Annotated in this window: 14 protein-coding genes; all 14 read right to left on the bottom strand. The window is 27.5% G+C overall.

Features of this window, described 5'->3' with window-relative positions; genetic code table 11:
• Positions 1 to 287: 287 nt before the first annotated feature.
• Positions 288 to 2,255, bottom strand: a complete 1,968-nt coding sequence (locus tag Q0W06_RS01565) for a YgiQ family radical SAM protein (protein WP_297630417.1) — start codon at positions 2,253 to 2,255, stop codon at positions 288 to 290.
• Between the two features lie 233 nt (positions 2,256 to 2,488).
• Positions 2,489 to 3,049, bottom strand: coding sequence for a phosphatase PAP2 family protein (locus Q0W06_RS01560; RefSeq protein ID WP_297630414.1), 561 nt, complete (start codon positions 3,047 to 3,049; stop codon positions 2,489 to 2,491).
• Positions 3,050 to 3,333: 284 nt separating this feature from the next.
• Positions 3,334 to 3,594, bottom strand: coding sequence for a hypothetical protein (locus Q0W06_RS01555; protein WP_297630411.1), 261 nt, complete (start codon positions 3,592 to 3,594; stop codon positions 3,334 to 3,336).
• An 86-nt stretch (positions 3,595 to 3,680) separates the two neighbouring features.
• A complete protein-coding gene (locus tag Q0W06_RS01550; protein WP_297630408.1) occupies positions 3,681 to 4,400 on the bottom strand; it encodes an MBL fold metallo-hydrolase in 720 nt (239 codons plus the stop codon).
• A 285-nt stretch (positions 4,401 to 4,685) separates the two neighbouring features.
• Positions 4,686 to 5,108, bottom strand: coding sequence for a hypothetical protein (locus Q0W06_RS01545; protein ID WP_297630406.1), 423 nt, complete (start codon positions 5,106 to 5,108; stop codon positions 4,686 to 4,688).
• A 166-nt stretch (positions 5,109 to 5,274) separates the two neighbouring features.
• Complete coding sequence (locus Q0W06_RS01540; RefSeq protein WP_297630403.1) at positions 5,275 to 6,459, bottom strand: hypothetical protein; 1,185 nt, start codon at positions 6,457 to 6,459, stop codon at positions 5,275 to 5,277.
• 34 nt (positions 6,460 to 6,493) lie between these two features.
• The gene (locus Q0W06_RS01535) at positions 6,494 to 7,438 is read right to left on the bottom strand and encodes a glycosyltransferase family 2 protein (RefSeq protein ID WP_297630400.1); all 945 of its coding nucleotides are present in this window, start codon (positions 7,436 to 7,438) and stop codon (positions 6,494 to 6,496) included.
• Positions 7,439 to 7,644: 206 nt separating this feature from the next.
• On the bottom strand, positions 7,645 to 8,088 hold the full coding sequence (locus Q0W06_RS01530) for a hypothetical protein (protein WP_297630397.1): 444 nt from the start codon (positions 8,086 to 8,088) through the stop codon (positions 7,645 to 7,647).
• Between the two features lie 140 nt (positions 8,089 to 8,228).
• Complete coding sequence (locus Q0W06_RS01525) at positions 8,229 to 9,581, bottom strand: SLC45 family MFS transporter (RefSeq protein WP_297630395.1); 1,353 nt, start codon at positions 9,579 to 9,581, stop codon at positions 8,229 to 8,231.
• A 290-nt stretch (positions 9,582 to 9,871) separates the two neighbouring features.
• A complete protein-coding gene (locus tag Q0W06_RS01520) occupies positions 9,872 to 10,735 on the bottom strand; it encodes a DMT family transporter (protein ID WP_297630392.1) in 864 nt (287 codons plus the stop codon).
• Between the two features lie 31 nt (positions 10,736 to 10,766).
• On the bottom strand, positions 10,767 to 11,162 hold the full coding sequence (locus Q0W06_RS01515; protein ID WP_297630389.1) for a hypothetical protein: 396 nt from the start codon (positions 11,160 to 11,162) through the stop codon (positions 10,767 to 10,769).
• A gap of 24 nt (positions 11,163 to 11,186) precedes the next feature.
• Positions 11,187 to 13,058, bottom strand: coding sequence for a molybdopterin biosynthesis protein (locus Q0W06_RS01510; RefSeq protein ID WP_297630386.1), 1,872 nt, complete (start codon positions 13,056 to 13,058; stop codon positions 11,187 to 11,189).
• 16 nt (positions 13,059 to 13,074) lie between these two features.
• Positions 13,075 to 14,295, bottom strand: coding sequence for a molybdopterin molybdotransferase MoeA (locus Q0W06_RS01505; RefSeq protein ID WP_297630383.1), 1,221 nt, complete (start codon positions 14,293 to 14,295; stop codon positions 13,075 to 13,077).
• Positions 14,276 to 15,064, bottom strand: a complete 789-nt coding sequence (fdhD, locus tag Q0W06_RS01500) for a formate dehydrogenase accessory sulfurtransferase FdhD (protein ID WP_297630380.1) — start codon at positions 15,062 to 15,064, stop codon at positions 14,276 to 14,278. Before fdhD ends, Q0W06_RS01505 begins: the two co-directional genes overlap by 20 nt.
• Positions 15,065 to 15,068 lie beyond the last annotated feature (4 nt).

Below are 15,068 nucleotides of genomic sequence, written 5' to 3'. Positions count from 1 at the left end.
CTACATCTTATTTAATAATAGAACCATTATTAATTTAAAAGACTTTCGGTAACGTTTCCAATTATGATTCTAGCACCACGAGTAAACATTTACAATCCAATTTGTGTATATTTAAACGTTTTTTAAATTTATTATCACTTTATATTTATTGTTCATTTTTTGTAAATTTATTGAATTTTTATACTCTAAATCCTATTTTTCTTATTTTTTGGCAATTTAAGTTCCTCTTTTTTATCTATTTATCAGTCTAATATATTTTGAGCTAAAAAAAAGGTGCTAAGCACCTTTTATTTTTTCTTAAAACTTCCCTTACCTTTTTTAGGTCCATGTTTTTTCTTTCCGTTTTCATTTTGTCTGCTATTTGTATTTCCACTCTTACTAGTTGACTTACCTTTTGCAGATTTTCCTCTAAAACTAGCTGACTTACCTCTCATACTAGCAAGATACCTTTGTTCTTTTGATTGAATTAAACACTTAGGTCCATTTCCAATAAGATCTTCTCTTCCTGCTTGCATTAATGCATCATAAACTAAATTATAGTTTTGAGGTCTTTTAAATTGAAGAAGTGCTCTTTGCATAGCTTTTTCTTCTTTTGATTTTGGAACATATACTGGTTTTAATGTTCTTGGATCAAGTCCTGTATAAAACATTGTAGTTGATGGTGTTCCTGGTGTTGGGTAGAAATCTTGCACTTGTTCTGGTTGATATTTTGTATCTCTTAAATATTCTGCAAGTTCTATTGCTTCTTTAAGTCCACATCCTGGATGACTTGACATAAGGTATGGAATTATATATTGTTCTTTTCCTGCCTTTTTACTAAGTTTAAAGAATTTCTCTCTAAACTTATCATAAGTTTCTCCTGATGGTTTACCCATATATTTTAGTGCTTCTGGTGCAACGTGTTCTGGTGCAACTTTTAACTGTCCACTTACATGATGCTCAACTAACTCTTTAAAGAAAGTATCATCTTTATCAGCCATTACATAATCATATCTTATTCCTGAACGAATAAATACTTTTTTAACCTTTGGTAAGCTTCTAACACTTCTTAAAAGATGTACAAATTCCTTATGATCTACCTCCATGTTTTTACATACTCCTGGAGTTAAACATTTTTTCTTTTTACAAGCTCCAATAGTAAGTTGATGATCACAAGCTGGTTTTCTAAAGTTTGCTGTTGGTCCACCAACATCATGGATATATCCTTTGAAGTCTTTAAGCTCAGTTATACCTTTAGCTTCTTCTAATATTGATTCTTCACTTCTACTTTGAACTGTTCTTCCTTGATGGAATGTTATTGCACAGAAATTACAATCACCAAAACATCCCCTTGAAGAAACTATACTAAATTTAACCTCTTCAATTGCTGCAATTCCTCCATCCTTTTCATAGATTGAATGATAGTTTTTCATATATGGTAATCCATATACTTCATCTAATTCTTCTCTATTTAAAGGCATTTCAGGTTTATTAGCAACTACATATCTTTTCCCATGTGGTTGAACAAGTTGTTTTCCTCTTATAGGATCCTGTTCTTCATCTTGTATATTAAAATCTTTTGCATAGATAACTTTATCTTCTGCAATTTCTTTAACATCATGTAATAATACATAATCTCCATATAATTCATCTAACGAATCAACAATATAACAAGTTCCGTTTACGTGTCTTATGTATTTAGCTTCAAATCCATCATTTAATGCATTTGCAACATCTACTATTTGCTTTTCACTCATTCCATATACTAAAAGATCCGCTCCTGAATCTATTAAAATAGAATTTCTTACTGAATTGCTCCAATAATCATAGTGAGCCATTCTTCTAAGACTTGCTTCAATACCACCAATGACTATATTTATATTTTTAAACGCTTCTCTTAATTTATTACAATAAACTATAGTAGCTCTATCAGGTCTAAGTCCCATTTTCCCACCTGGTGAGTAAAGGTCCTTTTCTCTTAATCTTTTACTTACAGTATAATGGTTTACCATTGGGTCCATGTTTCCACCATTAACTAAAAATCCAAGTCTTGGTCTTCCAAGCTTCTTAAAATCATCTAAATTATGCCAATCCGGTTGAGCTATTATTCCAATTTTATATCCTGCATTTTCTAATACTCTTGAAATTATTGCAGTTCCAAAACTATGATGGTCAATATATGCGTCTCCTGTTACTATTATAAAATCGCATTGTTCCCACCCACATTTTTCCATATCTTCTCTACTAATAGGTAAGAAGTCTTTAACTACTGTCATTTAATCACCTTCTATTTATATATTTATTCTTATGTAAATCCCCTCAAAATTTTAGTCATATTTTTTTATTATATACCTTTATCTACTTAATTAGTATATTTTTTTATAATAATCTTTAAAATTCACCGTATTCTACTGGTTTTTAACCTAATTTCCACCTTAATTTCCTTTCATAAATTTAATCAAAAGAAAAAAAGGACTGTACTATTTTATAGTACACTCCTTTACTTCTATTATCTAAATATTTTTCTATCGAAATTCATATAAATTCTTTCAATTGGTTTTCTTAAGAATTTAACATAAATTATATTCATAATGATTACAACTATATATGCTCCTATAACATCCATTGGATAATGGTTTCCAACAAATACTCTTGAGAACGCTACAAAAATTGTTCCTATTGTCATTAATCCACTTAATATTTGACTTGCTCTTCCAAGTCCTAATGCGATACTAAATGTTCCTATAACGTGATCGCTTGGAAATGAAGCATCTGCCTTATGTGGAACTAATAAATTTACTTTATGCGATACAAATGGTCTCTTTTCAAAGTAAATTAATCCTATAATAGAACTTACTATTAAGTTTATAACTGTAAATATCCCTGTGCTTACGGCAACTCTTCTTAGTTTTGCATCCTTCTTTACGATTCCCATTATAAATACAATAAGTAATATTGCTGCATATATAAAAGGAACAACCTTTGTAAAGAATATCATGATGTCATCTAATAAAACACTCTTATACGCCAGTCCATTAATTAAATAAAATAAATGAAGATTCCAGCTCATTTTTACACTCCTTTTTTATCCTTTGTTTTATAGCACGTAATGAAGTTATCTACTCCATTTTCTAATTTACTTTTTTAATATATTATTACTTTAAGTAATTTAGTTTATTTTTATACATTAAAAAAGCATGCCAATATTATTAATATTAGCATACTTTTTAATTTTATTCTTACTTTTTAATTAATAATTAATTTTATAGATTTATAAATTTAATACTTCTTTGCATCTATTTTTTACCATTTAATATTCACTTATATATTCTTTTTTTAACCATAGTTATTTTATTAAGTTAAACTTATCTTTATTATTTCTTGAATATAGTCTTCTGTTATATCATCTTCACTAGGAACTTCTTCATCATCATAATTATCGACTAATATTTCAACTAATTCTATGTCTTCTAAGTCTTCAATATCCTTACAATAGTTTTCATCAATAATTTCATAACAATCCTTATCTACCTTAACGGTTGCAATACATGATGCACTAAAAACATATATTTCTTCTACAATAAATTGAATAGTAACCCTATTTCTACTCTTCATATCTTTCTCCATGAAAATTCATTTTCTTTATTTATATGAAAAAAAGTTTTAGGATGTTCTACTTAATATAAATTTATTATTTTTTATTAAAATTCTCTTATCTTTTCTTTTACATTATCACTAAAAATTCCACCATGATAACATATAAGTGTTTCTATATCATAATTTAATAATTTCTTAATTGATTTTTTAGCCATTTCCATATCAAGAGTATACTGTGGATTTGAAGCTAATAATACACCATTCTCAACAACTAGTGCATCTCCTGTTACTAATGCTTTTTCTTTCTTTATTAATACTGAAATGTGTCCTGGTAAATGTCCTGGAGTTTCTATTATTTCAATTCCTCCAGCTATATCTAATATATCCCCATCTTTAACTATTCTATCAACTTCTACTGTTTGAACAGAGCTAACTCTAGCTTTAAAAGCTTCCATAGTCTTTTTTGTTTCTTCATCAACATTGTTGATTGCTTTATTTATATTTTGAATTCTTAAAAATTCTTCTTTACCACTTATGTATTTACTTTCTTCTTCAGATGCTAATACTTGAACACCTTTTACATTATCCTTTATTTCTTTTAAAGATCCCATATGATCTTGGTCTTGATGCGTTATTATTACTTTGGTAAGTTTATTTATATCTAGATTTTTTTCTGCCATCTTTTCTTTTATTAATTCAAAAGAATTTGGTAATCCACAATCTACTAATACCATTTCATTTTCATCTTCTACAACTGCAAGGTTTACAGGAAATTCATTTCCATTCATTTCATATTTTAATTCTATAACTTCTAATCTACTCATATTTATTTCTCCTTAGTTTTTATTTTTATTATTCCATATTCTATCAACAATATATGTATTTAAATTGAAAATTTAAAATGCAAAATGTAAAATTTATTTTTTATTTAATTAATATTAATAAATTAAACCATTTTCTTCTACTTTTTTTCTTAAAGTAAAAAAATAGAGACCTTTAAGCCTCTATCTTTTTAGATTAAGTTAAGTTTACATTTAATATTCTCCATCTCAATACCCTTTTATATTTTCCCAATTTATCTTTTCTATAAAATCTATTTTTAAAATTTTTTATGCTACTCTATATTTACTTTTTATATAATCTATATTTTTTGCTCCATCTTCAGCAATTGTACTAATTAAAAAACTGCCTCCCATATTTTCAATCTCAATTCCAACTGTGTTTAATTCTTCTCCACACTCCATATTTACATACATATATTCACCATTCATGTTTACCATTTCACCAGTTTTTACATTCCCATGAATAAAGAATGGAATATTTAATTTATTTCCTGCCTGTTTTATATAGTTGAAAAATTGCTCTTCTAAACATCCCTTTGGATTAAATTTTAATATATCTTTTTCATTTTTTCCTTCAATCCACCATAATATATCTTTTGCCGTAAGTTCTTTTCTGCAATAATTTAATATATCTCTCATAAACATTTTTGCATTAAATTCATCTACTTTTATCTTTAATAAATTTTTCATACTCAATCCCCGCCTTCTTTTGTTCACTATTTATTTACATAATACATATTTTAGACTAATTTGTCTAGTTTTTTCCTTTTTTTTATTATTTTTTTTAATTTAATTAAAGATTATTTTTAAACTACTGATTGTTTTTATTTATATACAATAAAAAAAGAAGTTGCTTTTACACAACTTCCATTTCTTTTTTATTATTTTTTAAATATTTATAAAAATCTCTAGCAACAATCAAAAATACTACTAACTGTGCCACCGCTAAATATTGATACTTAATTACATCATACCCCCATAAATAGCTTATATAGGTCATAAATGAATTAAATAATATTACAATTGGTATATAAAATCTATCTCTTCGAATCATAAAATATACTACACTTAGTATATCCGCTAAATATGTATATCTTTCATGCATTCCTGGTAAAAAGTAAGTAGCTATTAATACGGATAAAAGTGATAACATAATTACACCTTTTCCATCAATTTCTTTCTTACTTTCAATTACAACATAAAATAATGTTGCAAATAACACAACAGTAAATATCATTCCAGCCTTTCGTATCATTGAATTATCCCCAGTATAAAACATTGAATATATATTGGGAATATTTAAAGATAATGCTTTATATAAGGCACTTTGTCCAAAATAAACTGTTATTATTTCTTTAAATGGTCTACCTATGATCCAAGCTGGTAAATATAATATTATATTTATTATTGGTATCCATAAGAAATTCAATATGGAAAACTTTCTATTGCTGAAATACAAAATAATTAATACTGGTAATAAGAATACTGTTTGTAATTTAAATGCAAATGCTATTCCAAAAATTATAAGTGAAACTGTAGGTTTTTTACTTATCATAAAGTAAATTGAATAAATACAAAATGCTGAATAAATTGCATCACATTGTGCCCATGCAGCCCCATTTAATATTACAGTTGGAATAAATAAAATCATAAAAAATGATATAACTTGTAATTTTCTCTTTTTTATACTATCCTTAGCTATTTCACCTACTACTAAAGCCACACCAAATGCCAAAATATAATCAAATATTATTGAAGCTATTTTTATTAGTTCTAATGAATGTGATGGCCATTTTGCTATAAATGTTAATATATACAGATAAGGTACATTATAGTTTGCTGGTATATTAGCTAATGCCTTTATGCCACCATGTCCTGCTATGTAGTTTACCCAAGGTTTTAAAAACTCTGTGTAATCTCCAGCAACATTGTTCATAAATACGTATGTTATTCCAAAAGAAAAAATTAGCATAAATATCATAAGTATGTATGAAAAATATTTATCAAATAAAGAATAAATAACTTTATCTATTTTTTTCAAAATTCTTCCTCTTTTCCTTTGTAAAAAAATCAAATTATAATTTCTTGTCTACAATAAATTTCGGTCTCTCTTTTACTTCTAAATATGTTTTACCTACATATTCTCCTATTATTCCTATACAAAGAATTTGTATTCCACCTAATGCCCATATTGATGCTATTATTGTTGTCCATCCTGTTACAGTTTCTCCAATTCCCCATCTTATTAGTGCATATATTATATATATCAAACTTGCTAAAAATACTATTACACCTAATGATGTTACCATTCTTATTGGCTTTACACTTAATGACGTAATTCCTTCAAATGCAAATGCAAGCATTTTCTTTAATGGATATTTTGATTCTCCAGCAAAACGCTCATTTCTTTCATATTTTACAACATCTGATTTATATCCTATTAACGGAACCATTCCTCTTAAGAATAAATTTACTTCTTTATATGACGCTAACGCATTTAATGCTCTACTACTCATTAAACGATAATCGGCATGATTATATACTACATCAACACCTAATTTATCCATTAATCTATAGAAAAATAATGCTGTTTCTCTTTTAAAGAAAGTATCTTTTTCACGGCTACTTCTTACACCGTAAACAATCTCACATTCTTCATTTGCAAACTTATCTATAAATTGATCAACTACACCAATATCATCTTGTAAATCTGCATCCATAGAAATTATAGCGTCACACTCATCCTTGCATGTCATTAATCCAGCTAATAATGCATTTTGATGACCTCTATTTCTTGATAACTTAATTCCACCAAACATGTTATCTTCCTTATTTAATTCCTCTATTATCTCCCATGTTCTATCTTTACTTCCGTCATCTACAAACATTACTCTACTATCAGAAGTTATAGTATTTTTTTCTATTAAGTCATTCATTTTTTCTTTTAGTTGTTTGTATGTTTCATGTAAAACTTCTTGTTCATTGTAGCACGGTACTACAATGTATATTTTTTTACTCATACTAGCCCCCCAATCAAGGTTTATTTTATATGTTTCCATTAAAAATAGTATCATTTTAAAAACGGTTAGTCAATTTTATTAATTGCCCATATTTCTTCTTTTTAAAGACTCTTCTTTCATCTCATTTAAATTTAAAATTATGCTTCTTAGTTTAATCAAAAAAAATCGCAAATTCTCTAAATTTGCGATAAAAACCAATTTATATTTTAATATTTCTCAACAAGTTTATTAAATATAATTCCATTTTTTATATATAATACTCCACCTAAAAATAATGCAACTGCTATCCCTACGTAAAAACTTCCTAAATAGTTTAAATTTATTATATTTAAACTCTTTAAATATATACTTAAAGAAATCATAAAAATCATAATTACATAACTTTTTACATCAAAAAATGCAAATGGACATCGTCTCTGTAATTCACTTGTTATTATTCTTTTTGCATGCTTTACTGAAAGCTTACTAAATATAAAAACAAAGAATACAAATAATGTAGCTGCTCCAATTATAAGATTAATTATGTAATTAGGATCTTTCGCTTCTATTAAACTGTCTTTACCAATTAAAAAGACTCTTATAGCAGCTATAATCCAAACTATTCCCCCAACAAAGAATAATGTTCTTTTGCTTACGCTAAAATATTTCATTCTTTTCTACCTCCTATTTTTTCATTTGTTTATGTTCATATTAAAATTATATATTAAATTCTTCTTTTCTAATAGTCTTTTTCCTTCTATTCTTATAAATAAAAAAAATTAGCCCTTTTTACAAGGCTAATTTTTTTATATTAAATATTCTCTTTACTTGCAAATGTCTCCTTTATTATTGGTACTACTATAGCCCCAATAATAAGTAATACCCCTGATATTAAGAGCATAGCTGGCATTGAGTCCCCTAATATTGGGAATAACGCAAAGCTTAAAACTGATGCTACAATTTGAGGTAAACAAATACTACCATTGAATAATCCTAAATACATTCCCATATTATCTCCTGTTAATGCATTTGTTAATATTGTAAATGGGAAAGTCATCATACTAGCCCAAGCTATACCTATCAATATAAATGAAATTATTAATGCGTATTTATTATGCACAAAAAACATAGATCCAAATCCTAAACCACCAAGTACTAAACTTAAAGAATACGCTTGTTTTCTTCTAGTATTAGAAATTCTTGATAAAACTAATGACCATACTACAGCACTTATTGATTGTACTGCTGATAATACGCCAAACCAGTTTCCTGCAGCTTGGTATCCTGAACTATATGCTGCTGATGTATGCCATACATTTGCTGCAATTGCTCCTGTTCCATAAGTCCATAAATATTGGAATCCCATCCAACAGAAGAATTGTACTAAAGTAATTGTCCAAAAAACTTTTGGAGCTTTTTTAAGTAAAGTAAATACACCTTTTTTTTCTGTACTTTTTGTTATCTTTAATCCATGATATTTAGCATATGCTTCTGGTGGATACTCTTTTACTTTTATTATAGTAAATAGACTACAAAGAATTAATATTGCTGCTCCTATATAAAATGAAATAACAACTGATTGTGGTACCACACCTTTTGGTGCTATATTAGAAACTCCAAGCATTGTTAATAAAAATGGAAAGATACTTGCTAAAACTGCACCACTATTTGATAAAAAACTTTGAATAGAATATGCAAATCCTTTTTGCTCCTCATTAACCATATCTCCTACCATCATTTTAAATGGTTGCATTGCGACATTTGATGATAAATCCATAAACAATATAGTTATTGCTCCAAACATTAATGCTGTAACAGATCCAAAACCAAAACCAAAACTCCCTGAGTTAGGTAATAAGCACATAACTATTACTGCTACTACTGAACCTACTATTAAATATGGTATTCTTCTTCCTAATTTAGGCATCCAAGTTTTATCTGAAAAATATCCAATTAAAGGTTGTACAACTAATCCTGCTAGGGGTGGTAATATAAAGAAAAATCCAAGTTTTGTTGGATCTGCTCCTAAAGTTTGAAATATACGTCCCATATTAGAACTCTGCAATTGAAATGCCATTTGAACCCCTAAAAATCCAAAACTTATCATCCAAATCATTCCTAATGGCAAATTGGGTAATTTATTTTTTGCATTACTATTCTCCATAATTTTCCCTCCAAAATAATAATCATATTTAATCTACTTCATCTTTACTACCCCTATTGTAAACATTATCATTGCATTGTGCAAACATTTGCACAAATCTTTTTTCTAATTTAAAGCTATTATTTTTATCATTTTATCAATCTAACTTTATTTACACTTTGAATTTTTCACATAATTTATTCTTCTTTTTCTTTCTTAGAAAACATTTACGAATATAAAAAAAAGTAGATTTATTAAAATCTACTTTTTTACTATAATAATCATCTTATGTAACTATTATCTATTCTTATTTAAGCCTTTTCACCTCTAGTATTATATAAAAATAATATTACTGCTGCTACAATTATTATTCCATATCCTATTACATCATATAATTTAGGTAATTTTCCCCAAACCAAAAATCCAAATATTGCTGAAAATATTACTCCACTATATGTATAAAGTGATATATCTTTTGCTGCTGCAAATTTATAGGCATATACTACTGTAAATTCAGCTCCTGCAACTGCTACTCCTGATAACATTAGATATATAAATTGCTTCATTGTTAATGGAACATATCCATGTATCATAAAAGGTAAACATAGTAATGATGATATAAATGTATAGAAAAATACTACTGTAACTGGTTTTTCTATTGGTCCTAAATATCTCATAGTAGTATATGCTGCCCCTGCCATCACTGCACTTAATAAAGCTCCTAAAGCTGCTAATAGCTGAAATTTATCTCCTGATGGATGTATTACAAATATCATTCCGATAAATGCTAAAACTAAAGCTATTATTTGAATCGGCTTTATATTTTCTTTTAAGAACATAAATGAAAATATAATTACAAAAAATGGACTTAATTCTGATAACATACTCGCATTGGCCAATAACATATGCGAAATAGCATAAATATTTGCGAGTATTCCTATAGTTCCTACTACAGTTCTTATAATTAATGCTTTCCTACTGTCTTTTGTACCAAAAAAAGTTCCCTTGCTTTTAAGTATTATTATAAAAGATATTATAATGCTTAAAAGATTCCTATATACTAACTTTTCTGCTGTTGGAACATGTCCTGCAAGTTTTATAAATACCCCCATTACTGATAATAATATAGCTGTTAACACTATTAACCCTATCCCCTTAAGTTTATCCCTGTTCATTTTTAATCCTACTTTCTTCTTATATGAAAATTTATTTATCTATCTTACATTTTCCTGATTCTATCACTGATCCAAATAAAACACTATCTTTTAAGTAACATTTTTTATTTTCTCTTACTATCTTACATTCCTCATAGCATCTTTTTCCTATTTTATTTATTTGAATCTTTCCTTCACCAAATCTTATTACATCATTTACTTTAAAGCTCTCATTATTATCTTTTCTTATAACTATATTTGCTTTAAATTTCTTATGGCAAAGTCCTTCAATTTCAAGATTGCTTTTATCGTTAATATAAAGAACCACTTCTTTTAGAGGTGTTCCTCCTTTTCTATCTCCTTCTATCCCAAAGCCCTTTATTAACATACATTCCTCTAGGCGTACTCGCCCTTCATCTGTCTTAATCCATATTTCTTCTATTTTCATATTTATTCACCATTAAAAAAGCTCTTAATTTATATAAATTAATTTTCCTGTGTTTTCTAATGTATATCCCCCTAATGCTTCTAATTTCCCTTTAAATTCTTTACTTTTTATAGCTTCTATAAATGGTTTTAAAAATTCAAGTGAAGATGCTTTTATTAAGAAATCATATTCTTCATTAGCTACTTCTATAAAGTCTAAATCCATTTCATGTGCTGCTGAGTATACTCCAAGACCTACATCTATTTTAGATGATTTAACTTCTGCTGCTACTGACATATGTGTTAACATCTCTCTATCATAGCCTTTTATATCCTCTTTATTTAAATCATTTTTCTTTAATAAATAATCTAGTAATAATCTAGTTCCTGCACCTCTTTGTCTATTTACAAAAGTTACATCTTCTCGTACTAAATCTTTTATGGATTTTATATTCTTTGGATTTCCTTTTTTAACTATAAATCCTTGTACTCTATTTACACCTTTAATTAAAATCATAGGTTCTTTAAAATACTTCTTTACATAAGATATATTATATTCACCTGTTCCACTATCTAATAGATGAATTGGTGCAAGATGACACTCACCTTTTTTAATAGCCATAATTCCTCCCATACTTCCTACATGTGAAGATGTAAGGTTTATATAATCTCTTAATATATCCATTAAAATATCATGGCTTCCTATTGATATAATATTCTTTTCTATTTCTTCTATAGGTTTAAATAAAGAAACTTTAACTTCTTCTCCTTCATTCAACCCTTCTGCTTCTCTCTTTATTTCAATTATTCCATCTGCTTTTAACAGACTTGTTGTAATTCCAGCTCCTCTACTTATAGGAGATACAATAAGCTTTCCATCTACCATTCCCACATTTACACGTACTAATTCTCTATGTTTAAAGGATGAAGCAATCTTTTTAGTTAAAATTCCTTTTAATTTAAATTCATTTTTTTCTTCTCCATTAAAATATTTAGCTATAATAGGTATTAAAAATTCTTTAAATGCTACATATGCAGATACAGGATATCCTGGTATTCCTATAACTGGTTTGTTATCTATTATTCCTAGTATAGTAGGTTTTCCTGGCTTTAATGCAACACCATGAACTACAACTTCTCCAAGTTCTGCTATAATACTTGATGTATAATCATGTGTCCCAGCTGAAGATCCTGCATTTATAAGAACAATATCATTTTCTTTTACTTCTTTTCTTAATTTTTCTTTTAATAAATCATATTCATCTTTAACAGGTGAATTATATTTCCATATTCCACCATATTCTTCTACTAATCCATTTAGCATATAGCTGTTTGAATCTAATATATTTCCATATTCAGCTTCTTCTAGTGAAGACACTATTTCTGTTCCTGTAACTATAGTTGAAATCAGAGGTCTCTTATAAACTTCTATATTAAAGTTCCCTGAAGCTGCTAAAGATCCTAAAGCAAAAGAATTTATTTTATAGTTTGATGGAATAACCATCTCACCTTTAACTATATCTTCTCCTATAGGTCTTATATGTTGCCAAGCCTTTGAAGGTTTTAATATTTCTATATAACCATCTTTCTCAAAAACATCTTCAATCATAATTACACTATCAAATTTATCTTTTATTGGATTTCCTGTATTTACATATTCAAAATCTTTTCCTTCATATAATTTAAGAGGGTTTATTTCACTAGCCCCTTCTGTATTTTTAGCTAAAATAGCTATTCCATCCATTGCTGATAAATGGTTGCTTGGCGATGAGATTTTTGCAAAGATAGCCTTTGCAGAAATTCTTCCTAATGCTTCTCTAATATGTATTTTTTCAATTTTAGGTTCAATACTTAATTTTTCTAAATATTCATCTAATGCTTCTCTATAATCTCTATTTTGTATATATACATTTCTCATTTTAACTTCCTCTTTCCTAATCAAATAAATAGAATTTTACTAAGCTATCTTTATATAATCCTTCATTCTTTTCATCTATTTCTAAATATCCATTTGCTGTGGCTAACGTTTTTATCATAGATGATCTGAAAAATAAAGGATTTACATATTCACCTTCTATATTTCCTAAAACAAAAGTAGTTTTTCCTGGTGCTGAATGTAAATTAGTTTTTAACTTTAAATCAATACTTCTCTCTATTTTTTCTCCTGCTGTAAGAGTTCTTATATATTCTTCTACAAATAATTTAGAAGCTAAAAGACATGATACTGGATTTCCAGGCAATCCAAAAAATCCTTTTTCTTTAATCTTCCCAAATAAAACTGGTTTTCCTGGCTTCATTCTTATTCCATGGAATAGAATCTCTCCAAGTTCCTTTAAAAGCTTTGCCATATAATCTCTTTCACCAACAGAGCTTCCACCTGACATAAGGATAAAATCAGAATCTTCTATAGTATCTAAAATTGATTTTTTTAATGCTTCATAATTATCTTTTACTAGTACCTCATGAGAAATTTCGCATCCTAGTTTAATAAATGATTCCTTTAATGCATAAGAGTTTATATCCCTAATTTCAGATTCTTTTAAAATCTCTTTTTCTATAGGTACTATTTCATCTCCTGTAGAAATAATTCCTACTCTAGGTCTCTTAAACACTTTAACTTTTGTTATTCCTAAAGAAGATAATACTCCAATTGAAAAAGGTGTTAATTTAGTTCCTTTCTTTAAAACTACTTCTCCAATTTTTATATCTTCTCCTTCTAAAGTAATATTTTCATTTAAAGAAACAGATTTATCTACTAGTATCTCTTCATCAATAATAGAATCTGTATCTTCAATCATTACTACTGCATCTGCTCCTTTTGGAACTTCTCCTCCTGTTGGAACATAAGCACATTCTTCTGATTGGATTATAAAACTTGGTTTTTTTCCAATAAAAACTTTATCCTTTAACGTAAATATAGTTTGCATAGTTTCAGAAGAACCATTAGTTTCATTAAATTTTACCGCATATCCATCTACTCTTGATCTATTGAAACTTGGAACATTCTCCTTTGAAATTATATCTTCATATAAAATTCTGTCGGTAGCTTGATAAAAGCTTACTTCTTCAAATAAAACTTTATTTTTCTCTCCGACCTCTCTTATTATTCCTTTTGCTTCTTCAACTGATACTGAATTAAAAAACTCCATCTTCATTTAAATCAATCCTTTCTTCACCTGAATATATATTAAATCTATTTCCACGTGAAAATCCTATAAGCGTCATATTCATTTTTCTTGCAAGATTTACTGATAAGCTCGTTGGGCAAGCTCTAGAAATAGCTACAGAAATTTTTGCTTTACTTATTTTTGAAACCATTTCTGAACTTAATCTTCCTGAAACATAGATAATAAATTGCTTAACATCTAAATCATTCAATATTAAATGTCCTATAGCCTTATCTATAGCATTATGTCTTCCTATATCTTCTCTAAAAATCTCATAGTCTTTAGATTTTAATAAAACACTGTGCACTCCACCTGTTTCTTCAAATATATCTGAACGAGTAAAAAAGTCTTTCATTGTATCCATTATCTCTGTTTTATCTACTTTTATATTATTATTGAATTTTATTTCATTCATAAAATCCATAGCATCATAGTAAAGACTTCCCTTACTTCCTGATGTTACTACTCTATTTTTATAAAGAGTCTTAAAATCTAAACCTTCTTTTAATTCTATGCTAAAGATGTTTCTCTCTCCTTCAATTAACTCTATTTTTTCAATATCTCTTTTAGATTTTATAATCCCTTCATTAAATAAAAAACCTACTCCTAGTTCTTTTAGTTTAATTGGTGTGCACATTATTGTTATATAATCCTCATTATTAACTTTTATAGTTAATGGTACTTCTAAAACAACTTTGTCATACTCTCTAGTAGTATTTTCTCTAGTGACCTTAATTATCTCAAATTCTTTTATCATCTTA

Origin of the sequence: uncultured Clostridium sp., from assembly GCF_947072515.1 — a bacterium.
GTDB lineage: Bacteria > Bacillota > Clostridia > Clostridiales > Clostridiaceae > Clostridium.
Note: the sequence above shows the minus strand (reverse complement) of the source record. Positions and strands in the feature narration are given on the sequence as shown.

What these genes read in the sequence shown, in the direction of transcription:
- Q0W06_RS01530 (WP_297630397.1), bottom strand. Translation starts at nt 8,088, where the DNA reads ATGAAATATTTTAGCGTAAGCAAAAGAACATTATTCTTTGTTGGGGGA.
- Q0W06_RS01525 (WP_297630395.1), bottom strand. Translation starts at nt 9,581, where the DNA reads ATGGAGAATAGTAATGCAAAAAATAAATTACCCAATTTGCCATTAGGA.
- Q0W06_RS01505 (WP_297630383.1), bottom strand. Translation starts at nt 14,295, where the DNA reads ATGAAGATGGAGTTTTTTAATTCAGTATCAGTTGAAGAAGCAAAAGGA.
- Q0W06_RS01535 (WP_297630400.1), bottom strand. Translation starts at nt 7,438, where the DNA reads ATGAGTAAAAAAATATACATTGTAGTACCGTGCTACAATGAACAAGAA.
- fdhD (WP_297630380.1), bottom strand. Translation starts at nt 15,064, where the DNA reads ATGATAAAAGAATTTGAGATAATTAAGGTCACTAGAGAAAATACTACT.
- Q0W06_RS01555 (WP_297630411.1), bottom strand. Translation starts at nt 3,594, where the DNA reads ATGAAGAGTAGAAATAGGGTTACTATTCAATTTATTGTAGAAGAAATA.
- Q0W06_RS01550 (WP_297630408.1), bottom strand. Translation starts at nt 4,400, where the DNA reads ATGAGTAGATTAGAAGTTATAGAATTAAAATATGAAATGAATGGAAAT.
- Q0W06_RS01520 (WP_297630392.1), bottom strand. Translation starts at nt 10,735, where the DNA reads ATGAACAGGGATAAACTTAAGGGGATAGGGTTAATAGTGTTAACAGCT.
- Q0W06_RS01560 (WP_297630414.1), bottom strand. Translation starts at nt 3,049, where the DNA reads ATGAGCTGGAATCTTCATTTATTTTATTTAATTAATGGACTGGCGTAT.
- Q0W06_RS01515 (WP_297630389.1), bottom strand. Translation starts at nt 11,162, where the DNA reads ATGAAAATAGAAGAAATATGGATTAAGACAGATGAAGGGCGAGTACGC.
- Q0W06_RS01510 (WP_297630386.1), bottom strand. Translation starts at nt 13,058, where the DNA reads ATGAGAAATGTATATATACAAAATAGAGATTATAGAGAAGCATTAGAT.
- Q0W06_RS01565 (WP_297630417.1), bottom strand. Translation starts at nt 2,255, where the DNA reads ATGACAGTAGTTAAAGACTTCTTACCTATTAGTAGAGAAGATATGGAA.
- Q0W06_RS01545 (WP_297630406.1), bottom strand. Translation starts at nt 5,108, where the DNA reads ATGAAAAATTTATTAAAGATAAAAGTAGATGAATTTAATGCAAAAATG.